This is a genomic window from Lacibacter sp. (assembly GCF_035299325.1).
Lineage (GTDB): Bacteria > Bacteroidota > Bacteroidia > Chitinophagales > Chitinophagaceae > Lacibacter.
The window spans coordinates 1-24,826 of sequence record NZ_DATGWT010000034.1; the positions used below are offsets into that span (position 1 = coordinate 1).

Here is a 24,826-nt window from a genome sequence, read left to right on the forward strand (position 1 = left end):
TACACATCTTAGCTTCTCTCTTCATTTTGTTTTATGTGCTCGACTTTGATCTGTCGGGAGGCTGGATCAGGTTTTTCCTGTTCATTGCACTTTGCATGGCAATGCTTGTGTTTCTGATTGCGCACATGGTTTCACTCTACCATTTTCTTAAAACCAAATAGTAATATATGATCTCCTTAATTGTGTTTATCACCGCTGTCTTAGTTACAGGGTTGTTTTTCGGCATCCTCAAAAAATCTACTTATGTAAATGAAGATGGCCGTTTCAAGGCAGCATCGGTTGTTCGATTGGCCGCTGTACTGCTGATTGCATTTGTTACTGTGGCCATCAATCCTATTAATGTTGAGCGTATTGATGCAGGTCATGTGGGTATTAAAGTAAGTAACGTGGGCGATAACCGTGGTGTTGGCCGTACCGAGTATGTTACAGGTTGGGTGTTTTACAATTCATGGATATCCCGTATTTATGAATTCCCGATCCACCAACAACATATCGATTACGAAGCAGCCGACATTGTCACCAAAGGTGGTTTCCGTGCAACCATCAAACCTTCATTCAACTATTCTATCAACGCCGGTAACGTTGCTGATATGTTTCAGAACCTGCGTGTGGGCGTAAATGAAATGGAGCAAGGCTGGTTGAAGAATGCCATTGTTGGTTCGGTGAATGATGTGGCCAACCGCTATACGGTTGATTCTATTTTCAATCACCGAGAAGAATTTGAATCAGACATTGTGAAAGAATGTAATAAGCGTGTGGCAAAGTGGTTCAACGTATCACAGTTACGTACCAACATTGTTCCGCCTGCTGAAATTTCTGAATCGATCGTTGCAAAAACAAGAGCGATCCAGGAAGTGCAGGTAGCAGAAAACAGGAGACAGGTTGCTGTGGCTGAAGCTGAACGTAAGATCGCAGAAGCAAGAGGTGATTCAGCACAGGCAGTTATCCAGGCAGCCGGTCGTGCAGAAGCGATCAAGAGAGAGCAGTTGTCGCTGACTTCACTGTACATCGATTACATTAAAGTACAAAAGTGGAGTGGACAAGTGCCAACAACAGTTGCAGGTGGTAACAGCGGGTTTTTAATTCAGTTACCGAAGGACGGGAAGGAGTGATAAGTAACTAAGTAGATAAGTTGCAAAGTAAACAGAGTATAAAAAATGCGGAGCTAATCACTCCGCATTTTTTGTTTTATGTATTTATCAATATCATCAATTCAACTCATTTCATCAGCGGTTATCAGCCTTTCTGCCTTACTCCAGGGCAACCCACTTTTTTATCTTTCTTAAACGATGCAATACCCGATGTGCGTTTGTACCAATCTACAAACGGTCGCCATGTAACAGTAAGTTGCACAAAGTAATAAGCATCTTTATTTTTTTCGCTGCCACGCAAACTGCCACCTGCAGGATAAGTGCCATTACCACGATAAGCCAGATCAACAGCTGTTTGACCTCTTGCAGCCAGTAACGTTGCCTGATCTACATACTTCGAACTCACATCATCAATATAATCGGTGAATGTTTTGCGATAGCCAAGTTCCAAACCAACTCGTAAGTCTTCGGTCAATAAATATTCTGCGCCAATACCAAAAGGGATAGAGAACTGAGTTGGTTTATAAACTTTCTTTCCCGGAAGAAAACCTTGTCCTTCGGTACTCAAGGGTTGCAGAAAAACTTTTGTTCCGTTGTTATCTGCAGTAAACGGTTTTATGCGATACAATGCACCACCTGCAAACACATAAGGTGTCCACCATTTATAATTCAGGTTGAAAATATTGTATTGTGCACCCAATTCCCATTCAAACAATTTGGTTTGAAAACTAAGGTTACGACTTTGGTGTGATGCGCTTTTACTTTTTGCATCAGCAGCACGCAGCATACCCAAACTGAAATGTGTACGTGCCAGCAAATGTTCTGTAAGATCATAACGGGCACCAATACTGCCTGCAAATTTTGATTGATTGAACGTAAAGCCTTTTTGTTGCAGATCGCCCTGGTAATTGGCTAACCCACCCCGAAAGGATAGGTGAAAGTCCTGTGCAAACAGTACGAATGGAGAAAAACAAAACAGGAAGATGAGTTTTTTCATAAATCGATCATTGGATTGAGGCCTAAAGATAAGATCAGGAATAAAAACGCAAAAAAGAGATGGAAAGTATAAGGCTTAACTGATGAAAGCCGTGGCCAAGGCTAATCTTTAAATGAAAGACCATTCTTCTCTAATTCAGCAAGTAGTTTGGGAATTGCTGACGGGCCAAAACCATGCAGTTTCAACAGGTCTTTCTTGCTCCACTTCGCCAATTGCTGTATCGTGTTGATTCCTTGACCAAGTAAGGCTCTTCTTGCCGGCGCACCAACTACTGAAAAAAATCCATCAACAGGTTTTTCTTCGGCAGCACAAACGGGGCAAACAGGGCAATCACTGCTTTTATAATATTGGTGACCTTTTTTACAGGTGCGAAGTGTTCCTTTCGATGCTGCCATAATGCGATTGATTTCATAATAAAGATAAAAACAGACAATTGAGTGAGCAACCCTAACACCCGTTCCTTTCAAATCAATTAATTTCGCAGCCATGATGATGCATAATTTCAACGCAGGTCCTTCTGTGTTACCAAAAGAAGTTTTTCAGCAAGCAAGTGAAGCCATTCTGAATTTTAATAACAGTGGCTTATCCATTCTTGAAATTGGTCACCGCACGCCTTTGTTTGAAGAGGTGATGAACGAAGCACGTTCGCTGGTAAAAGAATTAATGCAACTGGATGATGATCATGAAGTGCTCTTTTTGCATGGAGGTGCTACTACCCAGTTTATGCAGGTGCCCATGAACCTGCTCAACGAACAGGATGTGGCTGCATATACTGAAACTGGTACCTGGGCAGGCAAGGCCATTAAGGAAGCAAGACTGTTTGGTCATGTAGAAATTGTAGGCTCGTCAAAAGATACCAATTACACAACCATGCCGCATGAACTGGCAGTACCTGCTACTGCGGCATACCTTCATATCACTACTAACGAAACAATTGCCGGTACACAATGGCACCAGATGCCTTACGATTGTGGTGTGCCTATTGTGGCTGATATGAGTAGTGACATTCTGAGCCGTGTGCTTGATTTCAACAAATTCGATCTTATTTATGCCGGTGCTCAAAAGAATATGGGTGCAGCGGGTGTAAATCTTGTGATCGTCAATAAACATATTCTTGGTAAGGTTAACCGTTCAATCCCAACCATTCTCGATTACCGCAATCATATCAAGGAAGGAAGTATGCTGAATACACCGCCTGTATTTGCAGTGTATGTGGCCATGCTCACGCTCCGTTGGTTAAAAGCACAAGGTGGAGTTGCTGCCATGGAAGCCATCAATAACAAGAAAGCTGAAGTATTGTACAAGGCATTGGAAGCAATTCCTTTTATCAATTTGCCCATTGCAAAGGAAGACAGGAGCAAGATGAATGTGGTGTTTACCATGGATGATAAAGAGAAAGAAGCTCTTTTCATGCAATTATGTAAGGAAAACGGCATGTATGGCGTGAAGGGGCATCGCAGTGTGGGAGGTTTCCGCATCAGCCTGTACAATGCGCTTACCATGAGCAGTGTTGAAGCAATGTTGAGTTTGTTAAATGAGTTTGCAAAAAAGATCGGGTAAGTACAGGTGGCGGATTTATCCGTTAACCACCTAAAAAATCCTTTTCTTTGCAGCCGGTTAGTAAGTATAAAAAATCTATGGCTATAATAGTTCCGTTTAAGGCACTGCGTCCGCAGGCCCAGTTCGCTAAGCAGGTGGCAGCACGTCCTTACGATGTGCTCAACAGTAAAGAGGCAAAGGAAGAAGCGCAAGGCAATCCTTATTCATTTTTGCATATCACCAAACCGGAGATCGATCTTCCTGAAGAGACAGATCATTATGCTCCGGAAGTATATCTCAAAGCAAAAGATAATCTCGCTGCATTTATGCAACGTGATGTGTTATTTCGTGAAAGCAAACCCTGCTATTACATTTATCGTTTGATCATGAATGGTCGAAGCCAAACAGGTTTGGTATGTGGAAGTGCCGTGGTGGATTATGAAAATGATGTGATCAAGAAACACGAATTCACCCGTCCTGAAAAAGAGAACGATCGTATCAATCATATCAAGATCAGCGGTGCACAAACAGGCAATGTTTTCTTAGCTTATCGTGATGTGCAGGAGTTGAATGATCTGATTGAAAAATGGAAAGCTGATAAAAGTCCGATTTATGATTTCACTGCCGATGATGATATTCAACATACCATTTGGGTAGTGAATGATGATGCAGCTATCAAAACCATCAGCAACATTTTTGTACAACAGGTGCCGCAAACTTATATTGCCGATGGTCACCATCGTGCAGCATCAGCAGCAAAAGTGCGTGCGGCATTGTGGGATGCCGCAACGGAAGAAAGCAATTACTTTTTAACGACTTTGTTTCCTGCAAGTGAATTGCAGATCCTCGATTATAACCGTGTGGTGAAAGATCTCAATGGATTATCTGTTGAAGAATTGATTGAAAAGATCAAAGCTGATTTTGATGTAAAGCTGGTTGGCAAGGAAGAAGTAAAACCAAATGAACTGCACAGTTTCGGTATGTATATCGATGGCAACTGGTATAAACTCACAGCCAAAGAAGGAACCTACAAAACAGATCCTATCGGCATACTGGATGTAACCATTCTTTCAGACAATATTTTAGATAAGCATCTTGGTATTAAAGATCAGCGTACCGATAAGCGTATCGATTTTGTGGGTGGCATACGTGGGTTGGGCGAATTACAGAAACGTGTTGACAGTGGTGAAATGAAAGTTGCCTTCAGTTTATACCCTGTTACCATGGATCAGTTGTTTGATATTGCCGATAGCGGTAATGTAATGCCTCCCAAGAGCACCTGGTTCGAACCAAAATTGAGGGACGGACTGCTCACACACCTTATCTACAACGAATCATAATAAAAACCGAATATCAGGGAGGCGATTCAAACAATCGCCTCTTTTGATTTATTTTTGAAGCTGGTACGCTATTTGGCAACCAGGTTTAGGTAAAAAGAACACATGAAAAAACTTCTGAACTCCCTTTTATTTGTATTGATTGGTCTTGCATCTTTCGCCCAGGATCCTGATGCTTCTCAACTCCATGAAACTGCCAAACAATTCATGCGTGGTGGCGATTGGAACAATGCTATACTTGTTTTGAACAAGGCATTAGCAAAAGAACCACAAAATATTTCGATTCAAAAGGATCTTGCTCTTACTTACTACTATCAACGTGATTTTGCAAAAGCAAGAGAAACTGTAAAACCTTTGGTGGAGCGTGAAGATGCTGATGTGCCCACTTACCAGATAGCCGGTAATATTTACAAAGCGTTGGTCGAACGAAAAGATGCAGAGAGAATGTATAAAAAGGCCTTGAAGAAATATCCCAACAGTGGTCCGTTGTATGCAGAGTATGGTGAATTGTTATGGATGATGAATGAAAATTCTACCAGCATTGAGCAATGGGAGTTGGGGATTAAAAACGACCCTGCTTATGCGGGTAACTATTATTTTGCCGCCCGTTATTATTATTTCACAACCGATAAAGTGTGGGCGTTGGTGTACGGTGAAATTTTTGTGAACATGGAAAGCTACACCAGTCGTACAGCTGAAGTAAAAAATCTGTTGCTTGACAGTTACAAAAAGTTTTTTGTGGTTGATCCCAAAACTAAATCAGGTAAGCCTGAAAAAGAAAGTGAGTTTACAAAAGCATTTACAGCAGTCATGAATCAAAACAGCAGCGTGATCAACAGTGGTATAACGACTGAAACACTAACCATGCTGCGTACACGTTTTCTGCTCGATTGGAATAAAGATCATGCAGCAAAGTTTCCATTCCGTTTGTTTGAACACCAGAAGCAGTTATTGCAGGAAGGTATGTTTGAAGCTTACAACCAGTGGATTTTTGAAGCGGCAGGTGATCTTGCGAAATACGAAAGCTGGACAAAACTCAATACCGAACAATACAACGAGTTTACCCGTTTTCAGAAATCAAAACTCTTTAAAGTGCCGGCAGGGCAATATTATAAAAGCACAAATTAACTGATGAAAATCCTCCGCATAACGGAGGATTTTTTATGTGCGTATTGACCAAATCTGCTTAACTTACTTCAACCAAATACAGGTGTTGCCTGTTTGTATTTCGTACACTTAATTGCATGCTATATGAACCCCACAAGATTATTTGACTGTATTGATGTACAGTTAGCAAGATTTCCACAGGAAGCCATGTTTGCCGCCAAAGAAGAAGGGGGCATCTGGCGTAAATACAGTACAGCAGAAGTAAAAGAATCAGTTGACCGACTTGCGGCCGGTTTACTCCATCTTGGCATTTCCGGAAATGATATGAGTGTGGAGAAGCGTGATAAGATCGCTATCATCAGTAATAACAGGCCGGAGTGGATGTTGCTTGACCTGGCTGTGCAAAAAACAGGTGCGGTACTGGTACCCATCTATCCAACTTTAGCAGCAAATGAACTGGAGTTTGTATTGAATGATGCCGAAGTGAAATTGGTATTTGTGAGTGATGCGGAGCTTTATCATAAAGTACAGAGCGTTCGTGATAAAGTGCCGAGCATTAAAGCTGTTTTCACCTTCGATTATATTCAACCTTCACTGCATTGGAAAGAGATCATGAGTAAAGCAGGAGAGGAAGATCTGAAAAAGCTGGCGATCGCTGCAGGCAGTATCCGTTATGAAGACTTGGCGACCATCATTTACACATCGGGCACTACCGGTACACCAAAAGGTGTAATGCTTAGTCATAAAAATATATTGAGTAATGTTATTTCAAGCACAGAAGTGTTTGCTGAGTTTTGTACTGCGGGTGATAAGGCATTGAGCTTTCTTCCGCTCAATCATATTTTCGAACGCATGGTAACTTATATCTATCTCTTTAATGGGGTATCGGTGTGGTATGCCGAAAGTTTAGAAAAGATCGGTGATAACCTGAAAGAAGTGCAGCCGGCCTTGTTTACAACTGTTCCGAGATTACTGGAGAAAGTGTACGAACGTATTATGGGGCGTGGACAGGAATTAACCGGTCTCAAGAAAAAATTATTCTTCTGGGCGGTTGATGTAGGCAGCAGGTTTGAAGTGGGAACAAACCACGGGTTTCTTTACAACATACAATTGGCTATTGCCAATAAACTCATCTTTAAAAAATGGCGTGAAGGATTGGGTGGAAAAGTAAAAGCTATTGTAACGGGTGCTGCGGCCTGCCAGGTTCGTTTGCTGCGTGTGTTCACTTCCGGTAAAATGGTGATCATGGAAGGTTATGGTTTAACTGAAACATCACCTGTAATTGCGGTGAACCGTTTCAATGAATCGGGAAGACGGTTTGGAACTGTGGGCCCGGTGATTAAAGGAGTGGAAGTGAAACTGGAAGAAGATGGTGAGATCTGTTGCAAAGGTGATAATGTAATGATGGGTTACTACAAACGTCCTGATCTTACGGCTGAAGTAATTGATAAAGATGGTTATTTCCATACCGGTGATATAGGTGTATTACAGGAAGGAAAATTCTTAAAGATCACCGATCGTAAGAAAGAGATCTTTAAAACAAGTGGCGGTAAATACGTGGCACCTCAGCCTATTGAAAACAAAATGAAGGAAAGCAAGTTTATTGAACAGATGATCGTAGTTGGTCCTGAACGAAAATTTGCCGGTGCCTTAATTGTTCCTTCGTTTGAAAATTTGAAAGTATGGGCCGCACAAAATAATATCAGCTTTGGAACAGTGCATGATCTTATCCGCAACCCGGCTGTGCTGGAGATGTTCAAGAATATTGTGGAAGAATTCAATAAAGATTTCAATCATGTAGAGCAGATCAAAAAATTTGAACTCTGCGCCAATGAATGGACGGTAGATGGTGGTGAGCTTACTCCAACGTTGAAGTTGAAACGCAAAGTGATCATGGAGAAGTATAGAGATGCGATTGAGCGGATTTATTTGTAAAAGTATTCATGTAATAATCTATGTGAAATGCAACATGGTGGTTCTATATACATCATGACAAATTCAGCCCGCACGACATTATATGTTGGTGTTACTTCTGATTTACGAAATCGTGTGATTCAGCACAAGGAGCATTTTTACAAAGGAAGTTTTACGGATCAGTACAATTGCACAATTTGTATTTACTACGAACATTTTGGTCGCATAGAAGAAGCTATTGCAAGAGAAAAAGAAATCAAGAAATGGCGAAGGGAGAAAAAAGATAAATTGATTGCATTAATGAACCCCGCCTGGGAAGATTTATGGAAAGAGATTGAAACATGGTAAGTTCAAGTTTACTCAAACTCTTACACCGTCATGTCGACGATAGGAGACATCTCTACGATTGCGGAGGTTTAAGTTTTATTGAACTCTTGCTTAAATAGTAACAGCATCATTGTTTAGAGATTTCTCACCCCACCTCAAACTTCTTAAATATTTGAACATTAAACTGGCGGAGTTCGAAATGACGCACTCCAATTAAATGAAACCTTACAATTACTCAAACTCTTACACCGTCATGTCGACGACAGGAGACATCTCTACAATTACGGAGGTTTAATTTTTTTTGAACTCTTGCTTAAATAGTAACAGAATAATTATGTAGAGATTTCTCACCCCGCCTCAAGCCTAAAGAAAGATAAACATTGAAATGGCGGGATTCGAAATGACGCACTCTGAGTAATAGCAGTTTATCTAGCAATAATCAGGTCCAAAAAAGTGTTGCTGCTCTTTACTATGCAGCACAAGAGTGCGACGCAACCAAAGTTTCCTAGCAGCACAACCGCCGGTCACCAAAATTGCATTCATTTTTTCCCGTCACTGCAAATCTTTTATCTTCGCAGCATGCTTCCAAAATACAAACGCATTCTCCTCAAACTTTCCGGCGAGTCATTAATGGGCGATAAAAATTTCGGGATGGATTCAACGGTGATCTCCCAATATGCCCAAAGTATCAAAAGCATTACCGCACTGGGTGTGCAGGTGGCCATTGTAATTGGAGGCGGAAATATTTACAGGGGAATGAACGAAGCTGAAACAGGTATTGAACGTGCTCATGGTGATTATATGGGTATGCTGGCAACGGTGATCAACGGAATGGCGTTACAAGCCGGACTGGAAAAGGCAGGCGTGTACACACGTTTGCAAAGTGCCATTAAAATGGAACAGATTGCTGAACCTTATATCCGCCGTCGTGCAATCAGACATTTGGAGAAGGGCCGTGTGGTGATCTTTGGTGCAGGTACAGGTAATCCCTATTTTACAACTGATACTGCAGGTTCGCTCCGTGCCATTGAAATTAATGCCGATGTAATTCTGAAAGGCACAAGGGTAGATGGCATTTACACAGCCGATCCGGAAAAAGATCCTACTGCTACGAAATATGAAACCATCACATTCCAGGAATGCCTCAGCAAAAACCTGCGGGTGATGGATATGACTGCTTTTACTCTCTGCATGGAAAATAATCTGCCCATCATTGTATTTGACATGAATAAGCCAGATAACCTCAAACGTGTTGTTACCGGCGAAAATGTTGGCACAATTGTAAATGTAGGCTGACGGTTTTCACAACCTTGAAGGTTTTGGGGATAAAATTATCCAACGGGCAGTAGCTCCCTTCTCTTAATGCTGTTAACTTTCCTGTGTAATAGTTTTCCTGCTGTACCTAAAACAACCATTCATGTTACTTGCTATCCAGATCTCTGTTCTTGAAATTGTGATGTTCCAGATCGGAGCTTTAGTGCTCGGTTTTGTGATCCATTACTTCTGGAACATACGCAATGGCAGCCAGTTTGATCAGGATATTGATGTAGAGAAATTTGAAAAAGAGGCACACGACTGGCGCATGAAATATTACAATGTGCTGGAGCAACAGAAAGAATCGGGCGAACATCTCAGCAAAGATTTGTTGCAGGCAAGAGAGAATGAACAACTATTGATTGATGAAATTGAAGAACTGAAAGAACTGATAAAAGAATTAAAGCAACGTCCTCCGCAACAGGTGATTGTTGAGTCTCCCACTTCTGTTATTGCAACTGAGGTAAGCCCGGCTGAATATCTTGCTCAACTCAAATCGGCACAGGATCATTTACTTCAACACAACCAGAATATTTCGAAACTGTTGAACCAGGTTGATCTGCTGGAGAAAGTAGAACAGAAGCACCAGGATACGCTACAACAGAATCAATACCTCACCGAACAATTACAATTATTACGTCGCTCACTCACAGAGAAAGAAAGTGAACTGAATAACATCCGCCAGCAAACGGTGCTTACTCAGGAAATGAAGAACCGTTTGGAAACAGCTTACGATGAGTTCAATGAAATTCAATCGAAGTTGTTGAAAGTGGAGCAGCAATTAACATCGCCTCAAACACATTCACTGCACAACGATGAATTGGAAGAAGCCAATCACATGTTATCGGTTGAGTTAAATGATATGCGCATCAAACAGCGTGAGCTGGTGGAAGAAAATTCACGTCTATCCCAGCATGTGATTGAAATGGAAAGCAAGTTAAAGGAATCAAATCTGCAGCGCCAGCAATTGAGCAAACGCAACGATTTCCTTGAAGAGCTGAACAAAGATCTGCAGCAGGTATCGGATCATAATAAGAAACTGGAATCGCAACTATCCCGTCTCTCAGAAATTGAAGCAATGCTGGCAAGAATTTCTGCCGGACAAAATCAGTAAATCAGCGGTTGGTATATTTTCCTTCATTAGATTTGGCGCTTCATTAAAACAACCGTTTTATGTCGTCCATTGCAGATATCCGTCGTGATTATTCCTTAAAAACATTGAATGAAACAGAAGTAACTGAAAATCCTTTCCAGCAATTTGCTGATTGGTGGCAACAGGCCATTGAATCAGAAATTGATGAAGTGAATGCGATGACGCTTGCAACAGCATCTTTGGAAGGAGTTCCATCTGCACGAATTGTTTTACTGAAAGGATATGATGAAAAAGGGTTTGTGTTTTACACCAACTATGAAAGTGCCAAGGGCCAGGAGTTAGCGGAAAACCCAAGAGCAAGTTTATTATTCTTCTGGAAAGAACTGGAGCGCCAGGTACGCATTACAGGGTTGGTTGAAAAAGTGAGTACACAGGAAAATGATGAATATTTTTTATCACGCCCCACGGGTTCGCAGATCGGTGCATGGGCATCGCCTCAAAGTCATGTAATTGAAAACAGGAGCTGGCTGGAGAATAAAGTGAAGGAGCTGGAAATAAAATTCAGCACAGAACAATTAACACGCCCTTCTCATTGGGGAGGCTACAGAGTAAAACCGGTGATCATTGAATTCTGGCAGGGAAGGAGTAGTCGTTTGCACGACCGTATTCAATATACGTTGCAGGAGAACAATAGCTGGAAGATCGAACGTTTAGCACCCTGACGGGTAGAAAAGTGATAAGTAAATAAGCAGAAAAGATGACTTCTCTACTTATTTACTTACCTGCATAAATAGTTATTTCTTTTCTTCCTTTTTAGGAGCTGCTTTCTTAACAACTTTCGCCGGACGGCTCTTACCAAATGAACCTTTAAAGCGTTTTCCTTTTGCGGTTTTTTTATCACCTCTGCCCATAGTAATTTATTTGAATTGTAAAAGTAACGATGATAGAGCAATAGTTGCTCTGTGAAAATAAAAAAGCAAGAAACGATCAGTTTCTTGCTTTTCCAGTAAGGTCAAGCATTAGAGTTTTGCAGCTAATTCTTTACCAGCTTTAAACTTAGCAACTTTTTTCGCTTTGATTTTGATGGTAGCACCAGTTTGTGGGTTACGACCGGTACGTGCAGCACGTTTTGTAACAGAGAAAGTACCGAAACCAACCAATGTTACTTTACCGCCACTTTTCAATGTTTTGGTAACTGCTTCTACAAAAGAATCCAATACAGCATTTGCCTGTGTCTTTGAAAGTTCTGCATCTTCGGAAAGTTTTGCAACTAATTCAGCTTTGTTCATAGTGAGAATTTTTTAAGTGGAGCAAATATAGACGGTTTTGCATTCCAACAAAATTTTTTTACCTGTTTCGAAATATGTAAGAAATCGCTCAAATCCGCACGGAGCAAGGCTTCTGCTGCAATAAAAAAATCTAACGCATGTATGTAAATGATTGTATTTCCCTGAAACTGTTGACAGACAAGGGTTTTCGGCGATATGGCTCTGAAAGCCTTAACTGGTAAGGCTTTCAGCGTGTGGAAAAAGAAATAGGGAGGGTTGACTTTTTTGCACAATTACTGCACAACTTCCATAATACTGCGGAATGCAATGATGCGGTTGCCCCATTTATCAAATACTTTTTGACGAAGTGCTGCTGCATGTTGCTGCACATATTCTTCCTGCTTTTGTTTTGTTTCTGCAAAATATTGAGCAGTATAAGTTGGTCCGTCTTCTTCCTCGATCTCGAGCAGTTTCAATAATTGTCCGCTTGTGAAATAACCGGTGGCCACCACTTCAGGAATATGTTCTTCCAGCATCCATTTCACCCATGCATCATGAATGCTCCAATCGAGTTTTGATGTAACATTATAGACGATCATGTTAGTTCATTTTTAATTCAAGATACACAGGACAATGATCGCTGTGTTTTACATCAGGATAAATTTCAGCGTCTTTTAAATTTTTTCTCAATGGCTCTGTTACCGTAATGTAATCAATACGCCAGCCCTTATTTTGTAAACGAACACTGGGGAAACGCTGGCTCCACCAGCTGTAACGATGAGGTTCGGGATGAAATTCACGAAACGTATCAACCCAGCCGCTCTCAAAAAATTTCGTCATCCACTCACGTTCTGCCGGTAAAAATCCACTGGAGTTTTTATTCCCTTTCGGATCATGAATATCTATTTCCTTGTGTGCAATATTATAATCGCCGCAAAGAATAAGTTTAGGATGTTTCTTTTTTAACTCATTCAGCCATTTATAATATTCATCGAGCCATTGATATTTAAATTCCTGGCGAACATCACCACTGGTCCCGCTGGGGAAATAGGTATTGATTAGGCGAATATCACCAAACTGCAATTGTATTACACGGCCTTCATCATCAGTCGGTCCATGCCCATTACCCGTTTCAACTGCATCGGGCTTTATTTTAGTGAACACCGCTACGCCACTGTAACCTTTTTTTTGTGCACTGAACCAATAATCGTGGTAGCCCAGCTCATTGAATAATGTATGATCAACATTTTCTTTCTGTGCTTTTGTTTCCTGTACACAAATAATATCGGCAGGATCTGTTTTCAGCCAATCGATAAACCCTTTTTTAATGGCAGCACGAATACCGTTTACGTTATAAGAAATAATGCGCATGATAATTTATTCTTCGGCGAAAGTAAGAAAGGCTGACAGTAAACCGTCAGCCTTTCTTCAAATTGCTTATGATGTTTTTTTGTAAACGGTCTGATCTATTTTATTATGTACAGGCTTTACCGTTTGCAGGAATTTGTAAATCGCTTTTATTTCGAGATCACTCATTCTGCTGAATGGTCCCCATGCCATTGGGCTATGTTGTACAAGCTTTCCCTGCCTGATACGTTTGCGAAACATTTCTTCGCTCCAGCCATAGATGCGGCCGGTTTCTTTATCGGGAGTGAGATTGGGCGATATACATTCATAAGTCAAAGGATCTGTAACCGATTCCATTTTAAAACCACCGGCAAACGGCTCACCAATAAAAGCGCCTGTTTTCAGATCACGGTTGGTATGGCACCCCACACAGTTGGCAACACTCATGGCCATGTAACGACCGTATTCAACAGTGGTATCGGGTTGTACAGCTTTGGGCGGTGTTCCTGTTGGGCCCACAGGTTTAATGACGAAGGCTTTTAACACCATACCCAGCGGGTTCATTTTATTTTTTGGCACTTCGTTCCTGATAGGTTTAATTGTTCTGATATAAGAAATGATCGCTGTAAGATCATCATCGCTGATGTTATAAAAAGGCATGAAATCAAAAAGAGCCCGGCCATCGTGGCCAACACCGTAACGTAGTGAGCGTGCAACTGTTTCATCAGATAGATTTCCAATACCTGTTTCTTTATCAGGAGTAATATTCTTTACATAAATATGTCCGATCGGGAGTGCAAAATCTCTGCCACCCGGCAAATCAACTTCTGCGCCACTGTTTACCAGTTCTTCTGTTCCCGGTTTTGCATGGCAGTCGGCACAATGCGCAGGTCCGTACACAAGATATTTACCTCTTGCAAGAACGGCACTGTCGGTTGATGCTTTAATGGCCGGATTGGGAGCTTCAAATTTTTTGTTCTGGTTAAGTAATACAATAGCAGTAAGTCCCACGATAATGAATAACAGGATCAGTCCTGTCCATTTAAGGATTTTCTTGAACATGATGGTTGGTTTTGGGTGATGACTAAACAATCTAAGGAAGTACAAAAGGTAGAAACAATTTTAAGAAAATGCAAGAGGCTGATAAAAACACTGTGGCCACTACCAGCACTTTAAAAAAACAGGTATTATTGTACAAACGATCAATATGGAGAACGACCAAAAATATGATGCTAATGAAAGCGCATCACAAACATCTGTGTTAGCCGATATTCAAACACTCAACTATAATTATGCAAGCACAGGCCAACGGTTTTTTAATTGGCTGATTGATAATTTAGTTATGCGTTTTGCTGTAAGTTATCTTACCGGGGCTGTGGTGGGAATTCTTCTGCAACTGATCTCTCCTGAAATATTATTTGAACTGGCATCGGGAGAACGTGGTTTTGTTTTCTGGGGCGTGAGTTATTTTATCGGTATTTGTAACTATCTCTTTTATTATACGCTTTGCGAAAAACTTTTCAGGGGTTACACACTTGGTAAATTAATAACAAGCACAAGGGCAATACGAGATGATGATGGCGAACTTACATTCAAAGATGCATTGTTGCGTTCTCTTTGCCGTGTTGTTCCCTTTGAAGTATTGAGTGCATTAGCCGGCTTCCCCTGGCATGATACATGGACAAAAACAAAAGTGGTAAAGACAAGATAAAAGCTGAATGGTATTAAAAATGAAATGCCAGCTTCAGTTTTATAAAGAATGGATTGCCCGGTGTGTAATGTAATTCAGTTACAGGGTTGGTTTCATTTCTTAATCTTGATTCTGTTGCAAACTGTGCCTCATTCCATTTAGTATTGAATAAATTCTCAACAACAGTTGCCAGTTCAAACTTGCTGAACGCATAACTCAGCGAAGCATCCGTTACAAAATATCCTTTTGCTGTAATACTGTAATCTTCATTAGCAGCACGGTTAGCCAGGTAGCGATAGCGTAAACTTGCGTTCCAGCCGTTATACTGGTAATTGATACCACCTGTACTTGTAACCGTTGGTGCAAGCGGAATATAATTTTCACCTTTTGGATCTTCTATACTTCTTGCATGCGCAAAGTTGATATTGGCATCGGCTGTTAATGCTTTCAACGGTTGCCAGCGTACAGAAATATCTGTGCCATATCTTCTTGTTTTACCACCCGGTTCAACAATTCCTTCATCGCCCACATACACAAACTCCTGCTCAAGAAATAAATGCCAGGCTGCTGCATTAATGAGTAAGCTCTTGAATGGTTTCCAGATAAAACCAAGATCTGAACCGTAAGATGCGGGCAAAACACGTTGACCTGTTTGCGGCAACACCACACGTGTATCATTGCTGTGGAATCCTTTACCGTTCTTCAGGTATAGTTGCAATGATTTGTTTACTGTGTAGAAAATATTCAGCTTAGGACTTACAATTGCTTTTTGTTGTGATGCTAAAGAAGGGTTTAACTTATCGCTGTAATCAAAGTGAAAATAATCAAGTCTTGCCCCAAGGTTAAACAACCAGTTGCCTTGTTCAATTTTTTCATCGGCATACAGCCATGCATTTGCTTCTCTTACGTTTCCCAACGCAACAGCATCGAGAATTTCTGTTTTATTTTTTGTGCGTGATAGCTCAGAGTTGTGCGTGGCATCAAATCGAACTCCACTCCCAATGCTGCTGGTGAAAGCAGTAATGCCTTTGTATTTTTTCGATTGCCAGTTTGATTGCCAACCGTAAATATCTCTGGCTTCCTGTTGCCTGATCTGATCACCATTCACAGGGTCGTTCAGGAAAAAAGTAAAATTTGAAATGAGATTAAAATGATAACGTGAGTAAAATAACTGATGCTCGAGCAGATCATCGTTGCGTAAACGTTGCTGCAATTTTGTGCTGATGTTGATGCGACCGGTGTAACCACCTTCGGTATTATCAATGGCGCCAAAACGTGAGATTGTTCCATCTTTCACTGCACGTTCAGGAATTTGTCCGGAGGCGTCCCAGCGGCTGTTGAACACATTGGCCTGAACAAATAATTTGTTACGTTCATTCAACTGTGCATTGTATTTACCCCAGATATTGAAACGGTTAAAGTTTTGCGGGCTTTCAAAAGGCCCATCAGAATAAATATATTCAGAAGCAATGTATGCACTTTGTTTTTGATTGGTTGCTGGCAACAGGTTCAGCATTGCCAAAGCTCTGTAACTGTTAAATGAACCAACTTCTGTTTGTACGGTGTTTTGCGAAAGACGATTTGCTGTTTGCAGTTCAACATAACCGGCAGTATTGAAGTTGCCTTGTTCTGCATAATAACTGCCTTTACCGTAGTCGATCGTTTTTACAAGTTCTGGAATTACAAAATGAAGATCAGCATAGCCTTGTCCGTGTGCATGCGATGGCATATTCACCGGCATACCATCAACAGTTATTCTAACATCTGTTCCATGATCAACATCAAAGCCACGTAAAAATATTTGCTCCGCTTTACCACCACCCTGGTGTTGGGCAATAAACAAACCCGGCACATAACGTAAAAATTCCTGTGCTGAATTAACGGGACGCTGATTCAGATCAATCTTGCTGATAGTTGAATAAACTTTATTGGCATTGCCGGCAGCGATCACAACTTCTTTCAGGTTAAAAGCAGCCCGTGCTAATGATACAATGCCCGTGTTTGATGTATTAATCTCCTGTGTGGCATAACCAATTGCAGAAACTGTAACGATCGTTTCACCATTATCCAACGCAATGCTGAAGCGGCCATCTTTCGCTGCTGTTGCTACTTTGGTTTTGCTTTGTACAACCGCACCTTCAACAGGTTCGTTTGTAACTGCATCAATAATGCGGCTGCTGTAATTTGTTTGTGCAGCTGTCAACAATGCCTGCAGTAAAAAAATGGAAAGAAATAGAATTGCTTTCATAACAGTTAGTTGGTGGTTACAGAGTCTTCAGTTGTTCTTTTATTTCGTTGGCAGTAACAGGGCCTAACTCAAAGCTGCTTTCCAATGCTTCTGCCAGGTACTGTTTTGCCAATTTTGGTTTGCCGCTTTTTTTCAGCAGTAATCCTATATGATAAAGGGCATCGGGTTCAAATGTTTTGTTGATGATACGGCTCTCAGCAATTTTTACCGCTTCCTGTACTTGTCCGTTTTTATACAACGACCATGCAAACAATTCATACGATTGTGGAGTAGGACGGTTATTGATTTCTTTTTGAGCAATAGCCATAGCTGTTGATTGATTGTTCAACTCATCGCTCATAATGGTAAAAAGGTATTTGTTGTACATGTCGCCGTAAGCAGGGTTACTCACTTTGTCAACAAATGAGGCGAGGTATTGATTCTTGGCCTGGTTGTTTTGTTCAAACGCAGCAATTTCACTCAGCATCAGATCGTAATCAGGAACAGGATGCTGCTCCTGCAGCCAAAGCAATATTTTTTTTGCAAGCGTTGTGTTCTTATCATGTGAGTAAGCGATCCATGCAATACCTTTCCACGCATGATAATAATCGGGATGATCTTTCACTACTTCTGTATACAGTTGATATGATTCGCTGATGCGGTTGTTGTGGCCATACATATCGGCCAGGTTTGTTTTTACCCAGGGCAGCAATTGGTCTTTCTTTGATTCTTTTATATCAGCATGTGCTTTTTCCATGAAGCTGATGCTTGCTTCGCTGCTGCCTTTATGATCTTCGAGTTTGGAAGCACGTGTGTAATAGTCGAAATTATTTTTGTGTCGGAAGGCGTTGAGAATTACTTCTGCCTGCTTGTAATTACCCAATTCAAGTTTTACATCAAACTGTTGCAAACGGGTCAAATACATGTCATCACCCATTGAAGCAGCGGTATCAAGATAGCGGTCAGCCTGTATAAACCGGTGTTGGGTAACACAGTTAGCTGCCAATGATCGATAAATGCCAGAGGAAAAACTTTTTTGCAGCTGGTTAGCTACATGATATAAACTATCACTTTTATGAATATCGCTTATCCGGCCACTGTATTGAAAACGTTGATTGTACAATGATGCGAGTTTTATCTGGCTGCTCATATCATCAACAGTTGTTGCAAGACGATCGTTCCAGAATCTCATATCAGCTTCAATAGTTGCTTCAGCATTGACAGTAGATTTTTGTTCCAGTAATGCTATGATTTTTTCTTCCTGCACAACAGGCTTGCTGTTTTTTGAACAGGCTGCCAACAGAACAGCGCAGCAAAGAATGATGAAAGACTTATTCATAAAAAATGATTTGTAGTTTACGGCAGTGGTTTAAAAAAGGCGAAGGCTTTTATTCCTTCGCCTTTACTTGGTTCTCTTGGTTCGCTTATGCTTAGTGAGGTGTAGCTAAATAAGGAAATGAAGTGAGGAACGCTTTATCATTCGCACTAACATTATCACTTGTTAAACCGGGATTTGCGCTGGCATCCGGGCCGCCAAAAATCAGGATCAGCTCTACATCAATTACGTCATCTGCTAAAGCACGACCGGTTAAAAGGTTGGTGCCATCATAAAATGTAGTAGGTGCAATTGTTGAAGCATTTAATACATCTGTTGCTAACACACCGGTAAATTGGTCGGCATTAAGTCCTAACAGATTTGTTGTATAGCCTGCATTCAGTGCCAACAATTTTGATTTGAATTTTGCGCCAAAAGCTGCGCCCATTGCTGAGGGAGTTGTTGTATTGAACATATCCTTTTCACCTGTGCTTACAAACACTGTGTTAATTGCAGGACGTCCCATTTGATCTTGTTGTTCATAAACCTGTTGCGTAGCAGGTGTGTTTTCACCTTTCTTACATGCCATGAAGAACATTGTTCCTGCAAGCATACTGTATAAACCTATTTTAAGTTTCATTTGATTACAATTTTTTGATTAGGAATAATGATTTGATCAGTTGATCGCTTTTTTAGATTCGGCCCATACATTCAATGCACCTGAGCTTCCGGCACCTAATTTTGATTTAGGAACTTCAATAACAATACTCATTACGTTTGTGCCTTTGAATGTATCTGTACCCGGGTTGTTAAAGCTTGTTGCAGTACCACCTATAATTTTCTGGTACTGACCAAGATCAAAAAAGAATGGATCATCACGTGGGCCTGCAAATACTTTAATGCCATTTTCTTCACCAATAATAGCTGCCTGGCCGTAAGGAGTAACTTTAGCCTGTACGCTGAATGCGTTTGCACTGATTGTGCTTCTTGTTCCGGTTGCAGTTGGTTTATAAGGACCATACACTCTCATATTACCGTTCATTACAATTGCCTGGATAACGAGGTCTTCAACATTATCACCTGTATTGTCGATGTTAAATTCAATGAGTGTTTTCTCATCGAACTTTGCAGCGCCGGTTGCAGATGGTGAAAGTAAACCTTGTGTGTTGGCAACAAACACAAGGTTGTTGGTGTTTTCGCCACGGAAAACATACACATCAGTAATGTCAGTTGCCTGGTTAGATACAGCAGGTGCATCGAGGTGATCCGCAGCATAAATAATGCCTCCGGTTACAGCTACTGCTGCTGCAAGAACAGTCAGTAAAACTTTTCTCTTTTTCATTGTTTGATTTTTTTTGATTAAAAATTTTTGATTAATGATTTGCCTTCACGTTACTCACAGGGAGATGAGTTGGTACAGATATGATAGACTTACGTTAAAGCGATGTGAATTGGATTTTAAACAGAAAAATAATTTTTTGGTTTTGTTTCTGCTATTTAAACACGCAGAGACGAAAGCGCTTACTTTTAGTAAGTAGTATATAAAAAGAAAGCGGATGGTGGAAACCATCCGCTTGTAAACCAAAACCAGGACTACATATTTAGCCTTTCGGCAAAACAACGGCGTCGATAACATGGATAACGCCATTACTTTGATAAACATCTTTAATTGTTACAGAAGCCATTCCACCTTTCTCATCTTTGATCCAGAGTGTTTTGTCTTTCATCCATAACCATAATTTTCCACCTTGCACAGTTGTTAACTCAGCTTTGCCATTTCCTTCTTTAATAAGGCGTGCAATTTCTTTTGCATCCAAACGGCCGGCTACAACATGATACGTAAGTATTGCTGTAAGGGTTGCTTTGTTTTCAGGCTTTACTAATGTTTCAACTGTACCTGCAGGTAATTTTTCAAAAGCTGCATTAGTAGGAGCGAATACGGTAAACGGGCCAGCACTCATTAACGTTTCAACTAAGCCAGCTGCTTTAACAGCTGCCACCAATGTTGTGTGATCATTTGAATTGACTGCATTCTCCACAATATTTTTTGAAGGATACATCGGTGCGCCACCAACTTCCACTGTTTTTTCTTTCATCTTGTTAGATGTTGAAGTTTGTGCGTTCAATGTACCTACAGCAACAACGGCTGCAATTGACAAGGCTAACAATTTTACTTTTTTCATTTGTTTTGTTTTTTAATATGATTTTAAAGAATGTATTAAACAGGATAATCTGTTGATGCCCTTTTTTATGCAGGAACAATAAGAGATACGGAGCAGAAGGATGTTCGGATTTAATCTGTTGAAAAATATTTGAAAATAAAAAACCCCGCATTGCGGGGTTTACTTATTTGATTCAGTATCGTCATTATTCAAGTATCGGTCGCAACCATCTTGTCGCTTCTTCCAAACTCATGCCTTTACGTTTGGTATAATCATTCAACTGATCTTTTTCAATTTTACCTACACCAAAATACTTTGATTCAGGATGCGCAAAGTACCAGCCGCATACAGATGATGCCGGATACATGGCCAGTGATTCAGTTAAATGAATACCGGTTGCTTCTTCGCCACCAAGCAGTGAAAATAATTTATACTTCTCTGTATGATCAGGACAGGCAGGATAGCCCGGTGCCGGACGAATACCGATATATTGCTCTTTGATGAGATCTTCGTTACTCAGCGTTTCATCTTTTGCATAACCCCAGAATTCTTTCCTTGTACGTTGATGCAACACTTCTGCAAATGCTTCAGCTAAACGATCGGCCAATGCCTGCAACATGATCTTGTTATAATCATCATGCGCTGCTTCAAAACGTTTGATGTGTTCTTCAATGCCATGAATGGTAACTGAAAACGCTCCGATGTGATCTTGTGCTTTTGTTTCAGCAGGTGCTATAAAGTCAGCTAATGAAATATTGGGTTGGCCTTCTGTTTTCTTGATCTGCTGACGAAGGAATTGAAGATGGAGTACTTCATCCGGTCCTGCTTGTTGGTGCAATACCGCAACAGAATCTTTTCCATCACTGTTTGCCGGCCAGAAACCAATGGTTCCTTTTGCAGTCAACCATTTTTCTGCAACGATCTTATCCAGCAATGCATTTGCATCGTTGTAAAGTTTGGTTGCTTCAACACCTACAATGCTGTCGCTTAAGATAGCCGGGAATTTACCATGCAGTTCCCAGGCAATAAAGAATGGTTGCCAGTCAATATAGCTTCTGATCTCTGAAAGATCGTATGCATCAAATTGTTTTGCTCCGGTGAATGTGGGAGCAACAGGAGTGAAATTACTCCAGTCAATTTTTACTTTATTCTTCTGCGCTTCTTCAAATCGTAAGAACTGTTTTACAACTTTCTTATTATTAAAATCATCACGCAGTTTTTCATACTCTGCCTGTATGCCTTGCAGGAACGCAGGTTTCTGTTCAGGACTTAATAAATTACCTGCAACAGTTACACTACGACTTGCATCCAATACATGAATAACACCTTCGTCGTACTGCGGATTAATTTTCACCGCTGTATGCATGCGTGAAGTAGTTGCACCACCGATCAGCAGCGGTTGTTTCATACCCCTGCGTTTCATTTCATGTGCCACATGTACCATTTCATCCAACGAAGGCGTGATCAATCCACTCAAGCCAATAATGTCTACATTCTCTTTTTGTGCTGTATCTAAAATTTTATCGGTTGATACCATTACACCCAAGTCAATTACATCGTAACCATTACAACCGAGTACAACACCCACAATATTTTTACCGATATCATGTACATCACCTTTTACTGTTGCCAGTAAAATTTTTGCAGCACCGGCACTTTCTTCGTTAACTGTTCCTGCTGCAAGATGCGCCTGTTTGCGATCTTCTTTTTCCTGTTCGATGTAGGGTGTAAGAATGGCCACACTCTTCTTCATCACCCTTGCACTCTTTACTACCTGTGGTAAAAACATTTTACCTGCACCAAACAGATCACCCACTACATCCATACCAGCCATGAGTGGTCCTTCAATTACTTCAAGCGGTGCACTGTATTTCTGTCTTGCTTCTTCGGTATCAATGTCAATATAATCGGTAATACCATTCACCAATGAATGCTTCAAGCGTTCTTCAACAGAACTGTTGCGCCATGCTTCATCTTTTACAATTTCCTTTCCTTTGGCTTTTACTGTCTCCGCAAAGTTGATGAGCTTTTCAGTTGCTTCGTTGTTATCGTTATTGCGGTTGAGAATTACATCTTCACACAAATCACGGAGCGTTGGTTCAATTTCATCGTACACCACCAGTTGACCTGCGTTAACAATGCCCATATCCATCCCTGCTTTGATAGCATAGTAAAGAAACACACTGTGCATGGCTTCACGCACATGTTCATTACCACGGAAGGAGAACGAAAGGTTACTTACACCGCCACTTACTTTGGTAAGCGGCATCAATGCTTTTATTTCTTTGGTTGCTTCAATAAAATCAACACCATAGTTGTTATGTTCTTCCAAACCTGTTGCAATGGCAAAGATGTTCGGATCGAAGATGATATCCTGCGGCGCAAAACCAACCTGTTCCGTTAATATTTTATAAGCACGGTGACAGATCTCTACTTTGCGTTGTTTGGTATCGGCTTGACCTTTTTCATCAAAGGCCATGACGATGACTGATGCACCATACATGCGACAGATGCGTGCCTGCTCAATAAATTTTTCTTCTCCTTCTTTCATGGAGATGGAGTTCACAATGCTTTTTCCCTGCACACATTTTAAACCTGCTTCAATGATCTCAAATTTTGAAGAGTCGATCATCAAGGGAATCTTGGCAATGTCCGGTTCACTTTGCATGAGGTTGATGAAGGTGGTCATGGCTTGTACACCATCCAGCAATGCATCATCCATGTTTACATCAATGATCTGTGCACCGTTCTCCACCTGCTGGCGTGCAATGCTCAATGCTTCTTCGTATTGGTTTTCACGAATGAGACGTGCAAACTTTTTACTACCGGTTACATTGGTACGTTCACCAACGTTTAAAAAGTTGGTTTCTGGTCGAACAACTAAAGGTTCTAATCCTGAAAAACGACTATATGGTTTAATAACGCTCATAATTTCTTTGTTGTTAACTGATATAACAGTTGCTTTCGTTCCTTAATGCCAATTAAAAGCTTGCTTCCACAACCGGCAATTCCCTCGGCTGCAATTTCTTTACATGATCTGCAATATGTTTAATGTGATCGGGTGTGGTGCCGCAACAACCACCCACAATATTCACCCAACCTTCTTTTGCCCACTCTTCCAAATAATGCCCTGTGTCTTCCGGATTTTCATCATACTCACCCATGGCATTTGGTAAACCGGCATTGGGATAAGCAGATACATAACATGAAGCGATTTGTGAAAGCTCTTCAATATGCGGACGCATTTCATGTGCACCCAACGCACAGTTCAAACCAACACTTAACGGATTAGCATGCATTACTGAAATGTAAAAAGCTTCAAGCGTTTGTCCGCTCAAGGTTCTTCCACTTGCATCAGTGATAGTACCGCTGATCATGATCGGCAATTCCGGTTTGTTGGTATCATGAAAATATTTCTTGATAGCGAAGATGGCAGCTTTGGCATTGAGTGTATCGAAAATAGTTTCGATCAACAATACATCTACACCACCATCCACCAAACCTTTGATCTGTTCGTAGTATGCAGTTACAACTTCATCAAATGTAACAGCACGGTAACCGGGATTATTTACATCGGGAGAAAGTGACAATGTTTTATTCAATGGTCCGATGGCGCCTGCAACAAATGCAGTTTTTCCTGATTGCTGAATTGCTTCTCTTGCACATTTTGCTGAAGCAACGTTTAACTCATAAGCCAACGATTGCATATCGTAATCGGCTTGTGCAATACTTGTGCTGCTGAAGGTATTTGTTTCAATAATATCGGCACCTGCATCTAAATATTGTTTGTGAATTCCGGTAATGATCTGCGGTTGCGTAATGCTCAACAGATCGTTATTGCCTTTTACATCGCAATGCCAATCTTTGAAACGATCGCCTCTGTAATCAGCTTCTTCCAATTTATGCCGCTGGATCATGGTGCCCATTGCGCCATCAATAACGAGGATTCTTTTTTCGAGTTCTTTTCTGATGTCCATAGTTTATCATTTTAACTGCCCGAACTGAGTGTTCAATAAGGCAGATGAATAATAGCACCAGGCGTACAAGAGTGCGACGCAACAGAAGATGATAGCAGCATAAAAGCTGGCTACATAATTT

22 protein-coding genes and 1 pseudogene are annotated in these 24,826 nt (G+C 40.9%); 10 read left to right on the top strand and 13 right to left on the bottom strand.

The window, feature by feature from the left end:
* Positions 1–167: 167 nt before the first annotated feature.
* Entirely contained in the window at positions 168–1,112 is a 945-nt protein-coding gene (locus VK159_RS19120) for an SPFH domain-containing protein (RefSeq protein WP_324231775.1), read from the top strand.
* Positions 1,113–1,236: 124 nt separating this feature from the next.
* On the opposite strand, the gene VK159_RS19125 is transcribed toward VK159_RS19120, so the two are convergent.
* Both VK159_RS19125 and VK159_RS19130 read right to left on the bottom strand, forming a co-directional pair.
* Entirely contained in the window at positions 1,237–2,088 is an 852-nt protein-coding gene (locus VK159_RS19125; protein WP_324231776.1) for a DUF6089 family protein, read from the bottom strand.
* 101 nt (positions 2,089–2,189) lie between these two features.
* Positions 2,190–2,576, bottom strand: a complete 387-nt coding sequence (locus tag VK159_RS19130) for an RNA polymerase alpha subunit C-terminal domain-containing protein (protein ID WP_324231777.1) — start codon at positions 2,574–2,576, stop codon at positions 2,190–2,192.
* On the opposite strand from VK159_RS19130, the gene serC reads away from it, so the two are divergent.
* From serC to pdxH, 8 genes are all read left to right on the top strand, one after another.
* Positions 2,575–3,648: a 3-phosphoserine/phosphohydroxythreonine transaminase gene (gene serC / locus VK159_RS19135; RefSeq protein WP_324231778.1), complete on the top strand. Its 1,074-nt coding sequence runs from the start codon at positions 2,575–2,577 to the stop codon at positions 3,646–3,648. The two genes, VK159_RS19130 and serC, sit on opposite strands and share 2 nt — an antisense overlap.
* 77 nt (positions 3,649–3,725) lie before the next feature.
* Positions 3,726–4,967, top strand: a complete 1,242-nt coding sequence (locus tag VK159_RS19140; protein WP_324231779.1) for a DUF1015 domain-containing protein — start codon at positions 3,726–3,728, stop codon at positions 4,965–4,967.
* Between the two features lie 102 nt (positions 4,968–5,069).
* Positions 5,070–6,092: a tetratricopeptide repeat protein gene (locus VK159_RS19145; protein ID WP_324231780.1), complete on the top strand. Its 1,023-nt coding sequence runs from the start codon at positions 5,070–5,072 to the stop codon at positions 6,090–6,092.
* A 123-nt stretch (positions 6,093–6,215) separates the two neighbouring features.
* Entirely contained in the window at positions 6,216–8,006 is a 1,791-nt protein-coding gene (locus VK159_RS19150; protein ID WP_324231781.1) for a long-chain fatty acid--CoA ligase, read from the top strand.
* A gap of 27 nt (positions 8,007–8,033) precedes the next feature.
* Positions 8,034–8,333: a GIY-YIG nuclease family protein gene (locus VK159_RS19155; RefSeq protein ID WP_324231782.1), complete on the top strand. Its 300-nt coding sequence runs from the start codon at positions 8,034–8,036 to the stop codon at positions 8,331–8,333.
* A 558-nt stretch (positions 8,334–8,891) separates the two neighbouring features.
* Complete coding sequence (gene pyrH / locus VK159_RS19160; RefSeq protein ID WP_324231783.1) at positions 8,892–9,608, top strand: UMP kinase; 717 nt, start codon at positions 8,892–8,894, stop codon at positions 9,606–9,608.
* A 121-nt stretch (positions 9,609–9,729) separates the two neighbouring features.
* The gene (locus VK159_RS19165; protein WP_324231784.1) at positions 9,730–10,740 is read left to right on the top strand and encodes a hypothetical protein; all 1,011 of its coding nucleotides are present in this window, start codon (positions 9,730–9,732) and stop codon (positions 10,738–10,740) included.
* Between the two features lie 59 nt (positions 10,741–10,799).
* Positions 10,800–11,441 carry a pyridoxamine 5'-phosphate oxidase gene (gene pdxH, locus VK159_RS19170; RefSeq protein WP_324231785.1) on the top strand — a complete coding sequence of 214 codons (642 nt, stop codon included), beginning with the start codon at positions 10,800–10,802 and terminating at the stop codon, positions 11,439–11,441.
* A gap of 72 nt (positions 11,442–11,513) precedes the next feature.
* On the opposite strand, the gene VK159_RS19175 is transcribed toward pdxH, so the two are convergent.
* The 5 genes from VK159_RS19175 to VK159_RS19195 form a co-directional block, all read right to left on the bottom strand.
* Complete coding sequence (locus VK159_RS19175; RefSeq protein WP_324231786.1) at positions 11,514–11,630, bottom strand: 30S ribosomal protein THX; 117 nt, start codon at positions 11,628–11,630, stop codon at positions 11,514–11,516.
* A 108-nt stretch (positions 11,631–11,738) separates the two neighbouring features.
* Positions 11,739–12,008 carry an HU family DNA-binding protein gene (locus tag VK159_RS19180; RefSeq protein ID WP_182803752.1) on the bottom strand — a complete coding sequence of 90 codons (270 nt, stop codon included), beginning with the start codon at positions 12,006–12,008 and terminating at the stop codon, positions 11,739–11,741.
* Positions 12,009–12,280: 272 nt separating this feature from the next.
* Entirely contained in the window at positions 12,281–12,586 is a 306-nt protein-coding gene (locus VK159_RS19185) for a DUF4286 family protein (protein WP_324231787.1), read from the bottom strand.
* Position 12,587: 1 nt separating this feature from the next.
* Positions 12,588–13,358 (bottom strand): exodeoxyribonuclease III, encoded by a 771-nt coding sequence (locus tag VK159_RS19190; protein WP_324231788.1) that lies wholly within the window; start codon positions 13,356–13,358, stop codon positions 12,588–12,590.
* Positions 13,359–13,424: 66 nt separating this feature from the next.
* Positions 13,425–14,396, bottom strand: a complete 972-nt coding sequence (locus VK159_RS19195) for a hypothetical protein (RefSeq protein ID WP_324231789.1) — start codon at positions 14,394–14,396, stop codon at positions 13,425–13,427.
* A gap of 145 nt (positions 14,397–14,541) precedes the next feature.
* Between VK159_RS19195 and VK159_RS19200 the strand changes: the two genes are divergently transcribed.
* Positions 14,542–15,045, top strand: a complete 504-nt coding sequence (locus VK159_RS19200; RefSeq protein WP_324231790.1) for an RDD family protein — start codon at positions 14,542–14,544, stop codon at positions 15,043–15,045.
* Between the two features lie 13 nt (positions 15,046–15,058).
* On the opposite strand, the gene VK159_RS19205 is transcribed toward VK159_RS19200, so the two are convergent.
* The 6 genes and pseudogenes from VK159_RS19205 to VK159_RS19235 form a co-directional block, all read right to left on the bottom strand.
* Complete coding sequence (locus VK159_RS19205) at positions 15,059–17,272, bottom strand: TonB-dependent receptor (RefSeq protein ID WP_324231791.1); 2,214 nt, start codon at positions 17,270–17,272, stop codon at positions 15,059–15,061.
* Between the two features lie 16 nt (positions 17,273–17,288).
* Positions 17,289–18,590 carry a tetratricopeptide repeat protein gene (locus VK159_RS19210; RefSeq protein ID WP_324231792.1) on the bottom strand — a complete coding sequence of 434 codons (1,302 nt, stop codon included), beginning with the start codon at positions 18,588–18,590 and terminating at the stop codon, positions 17,289–17,291.
* A 91-nt stretch (positions 18,591–18,681) separates the two neighbouring features.
* Positions 18,682–19,908: pseudogene (locus VK159_RS23695) on the bottom strand (DUF4331 family protein).
* A gap of 259 nt (positions 19,909–20,167) precedes the next feature.
* Positions 20,168–20,749, bottom strand: a complete 582-nt coding sequence (locus VK159_RS19225) for a fasciclin domain-containing protein (protein WP_324231795.1) — start codon at positions 20,747–20,749, stop codon at positions 20,168–20,170.
* Between the two features lie 184 nt (positions 20,750–20,933).
* Positions 20,934–23,657: a methionine synthase gene (gene metH / locus VK159_RS19230; protein WP_349254780.1), complete on the bottom strand. Its 2,724-nt coding sequence runs from the start codon at positions 23,655–23,657 to the stop codon at positions 20,934–20,936.
* 52 nt (positions 23,658–23,709) lie between these two features.
* Entirely contained in the window at positions 23,710–24,705 is a 996-nt protein-coding gene (locus tag VK159_RS19235) for a homocysteine S-methyltransferase family protein (RefSeq protein WP_324231796.1), read from the bottom strand.
* Positions 24,706–24,826 lie beyond the last annotated feature (121 nt).

Coding starts and splice junctions, on each gene's coding strand:
- pyrH (WP_324231783.1), top strand. CDS start 8,892: ATGCTTCCAAAATACAAACGCATTCTCCTCAAACTTTCCGGCGAGTCA.
- VK159_RS19200 (WP_324231790.1), top strand. CDS start 14,542: ATGGAGAACGACCAAAAATATGATGCTAATGAAAGCGCATCACAAACA.
- serC (WP_324231778.1), top strand. CDS start 2,575: ATGATGATGCATAATTTCAACGCAGGTCCTTCTGTGTTACCAAAAGAA.
- VK159_RS19165 (WP_324231784.1), top strand. CDS start 9,730: ATGTTACTTGCTATCCAGATCTCTGTTCTTGAAATTGTGATGTTCCAG.
- VK159_RS19130 (WP_324231777.1), bottom strand. CDS start 2,576: ATGGCTGCGAAATTAATTGATTTGAAAGGAACGGGTGTTAGGGTTGCT.
- pdxH (WP_324231785.1), top strand. CDS start 10,800: ATGTCGTCCATTGCAGATATCCGTCGTGATTATTCCTTAAAAACATTG.
- VK159_RS19210 (WP_324231792.1), bottom strand. CDS start 18,590: ATGAATAAGTCTTTCATCATTCTTTGCTGCGCTGTTCTGTTGGCAGCC.
- VK159_RS19125 (WP_324231776.1), bottom strand. CDS start 2,088: ATGAAAAAACTCATCTTCCTGTTTTGTTTTTCTCCATTCGTACTGTTT.
- VK159_RS19190 (WP_324231788.1), bottom strand. CDS start 13,358: ATGCGCATTATTTCTTATAACGTAAACGGTATTCGTGCTGCCATTAAA.
- VK159_RS19150 (WP_324231781.1), top strand. CDS start 6,216: ATGAACCCCACAAGATTATTTGACTGTATTGATGTACAGTTAGCAAGA.
- VK159_RS19155 (WP_324231782.1), top strand. CDS start 8,034: ATGCAACATGGTGGTTCTATATACATCATGACAAATTCAGCCCGCACG.
- metH (WP_349254780.1), bottom strand. CDS start 23,657: ATGAGCGTTATTAAACCATATAGTCGTTTTTCAGGATTAGAACCTTTA.
- VK159_RS19145 (WP_324231780.1), top strand. CDS start 5,070: ATGAAAAAACTTCTGAACTCCCTTTTATTTGTATTGATTGGTCTTGCA.
- VK159_RS19180 (WP_182803752.1), bottom strand. CDS start 12,008: ATGAACAAAGCTGAATTAGTTGCAAAACTTTCCGAAGATGCAGAACTT.
- VK159_RS19140 (WP_324231779.1), top strand. CDS start 3,726: ATGGCTATAATAGTTCCGTTTAAGGCACTGCGTCCGCAGGCCCAGTTC.
- VK159_RS19235 (WP_324231796.1), bottom strand. CDS start 24,705: ATGGACATCAGAAAAGAACTCGAAAAAAGAATCCTCGTTATTGATGGC.
- VK159_RS19225 (WP_324231795.1), bottom strand. CDS start 20,749: ATGAAAAAAGTAAAATTGTTAGCCTTGTCAATTGCAGCCGTTGTTGCT.
- VK159_RS19120 (WP_324231775.1), top strand. CDS start 168: ATGATCTCCTTAATTGTGTTTATCACCGCTGTCTTAGTTACAGGGTTG.
- VK159_RS19195 (WP_324231789.1), bottom strand. CDS start 14,396: ATGTTCAAGAAAATCCTTAAATGGACAGGACTGATCCTGTTATTCATT.
- VK159_RS19185 (WP_324231787.1), bottom strand. CDS start 12,586: ATGATCGTCTATAATGTTACATCAAAACTCGATTGGAGCATTCATGAT.
- VK159_RS19205 (WP_324231791.1), bottom strand. CDS start 17,272: ATGAAAGCAATTCTATTTCTTTCCATTTTTTTACTGCAGGCATTGTTG.
- VK159_RS19175 (WP_324231786.1), bottom strand. CDS start 11,630: ATGGGCAGAGGTGATAAAAAAACCGCAAAAGGAAAACGCTTTAAAGGT.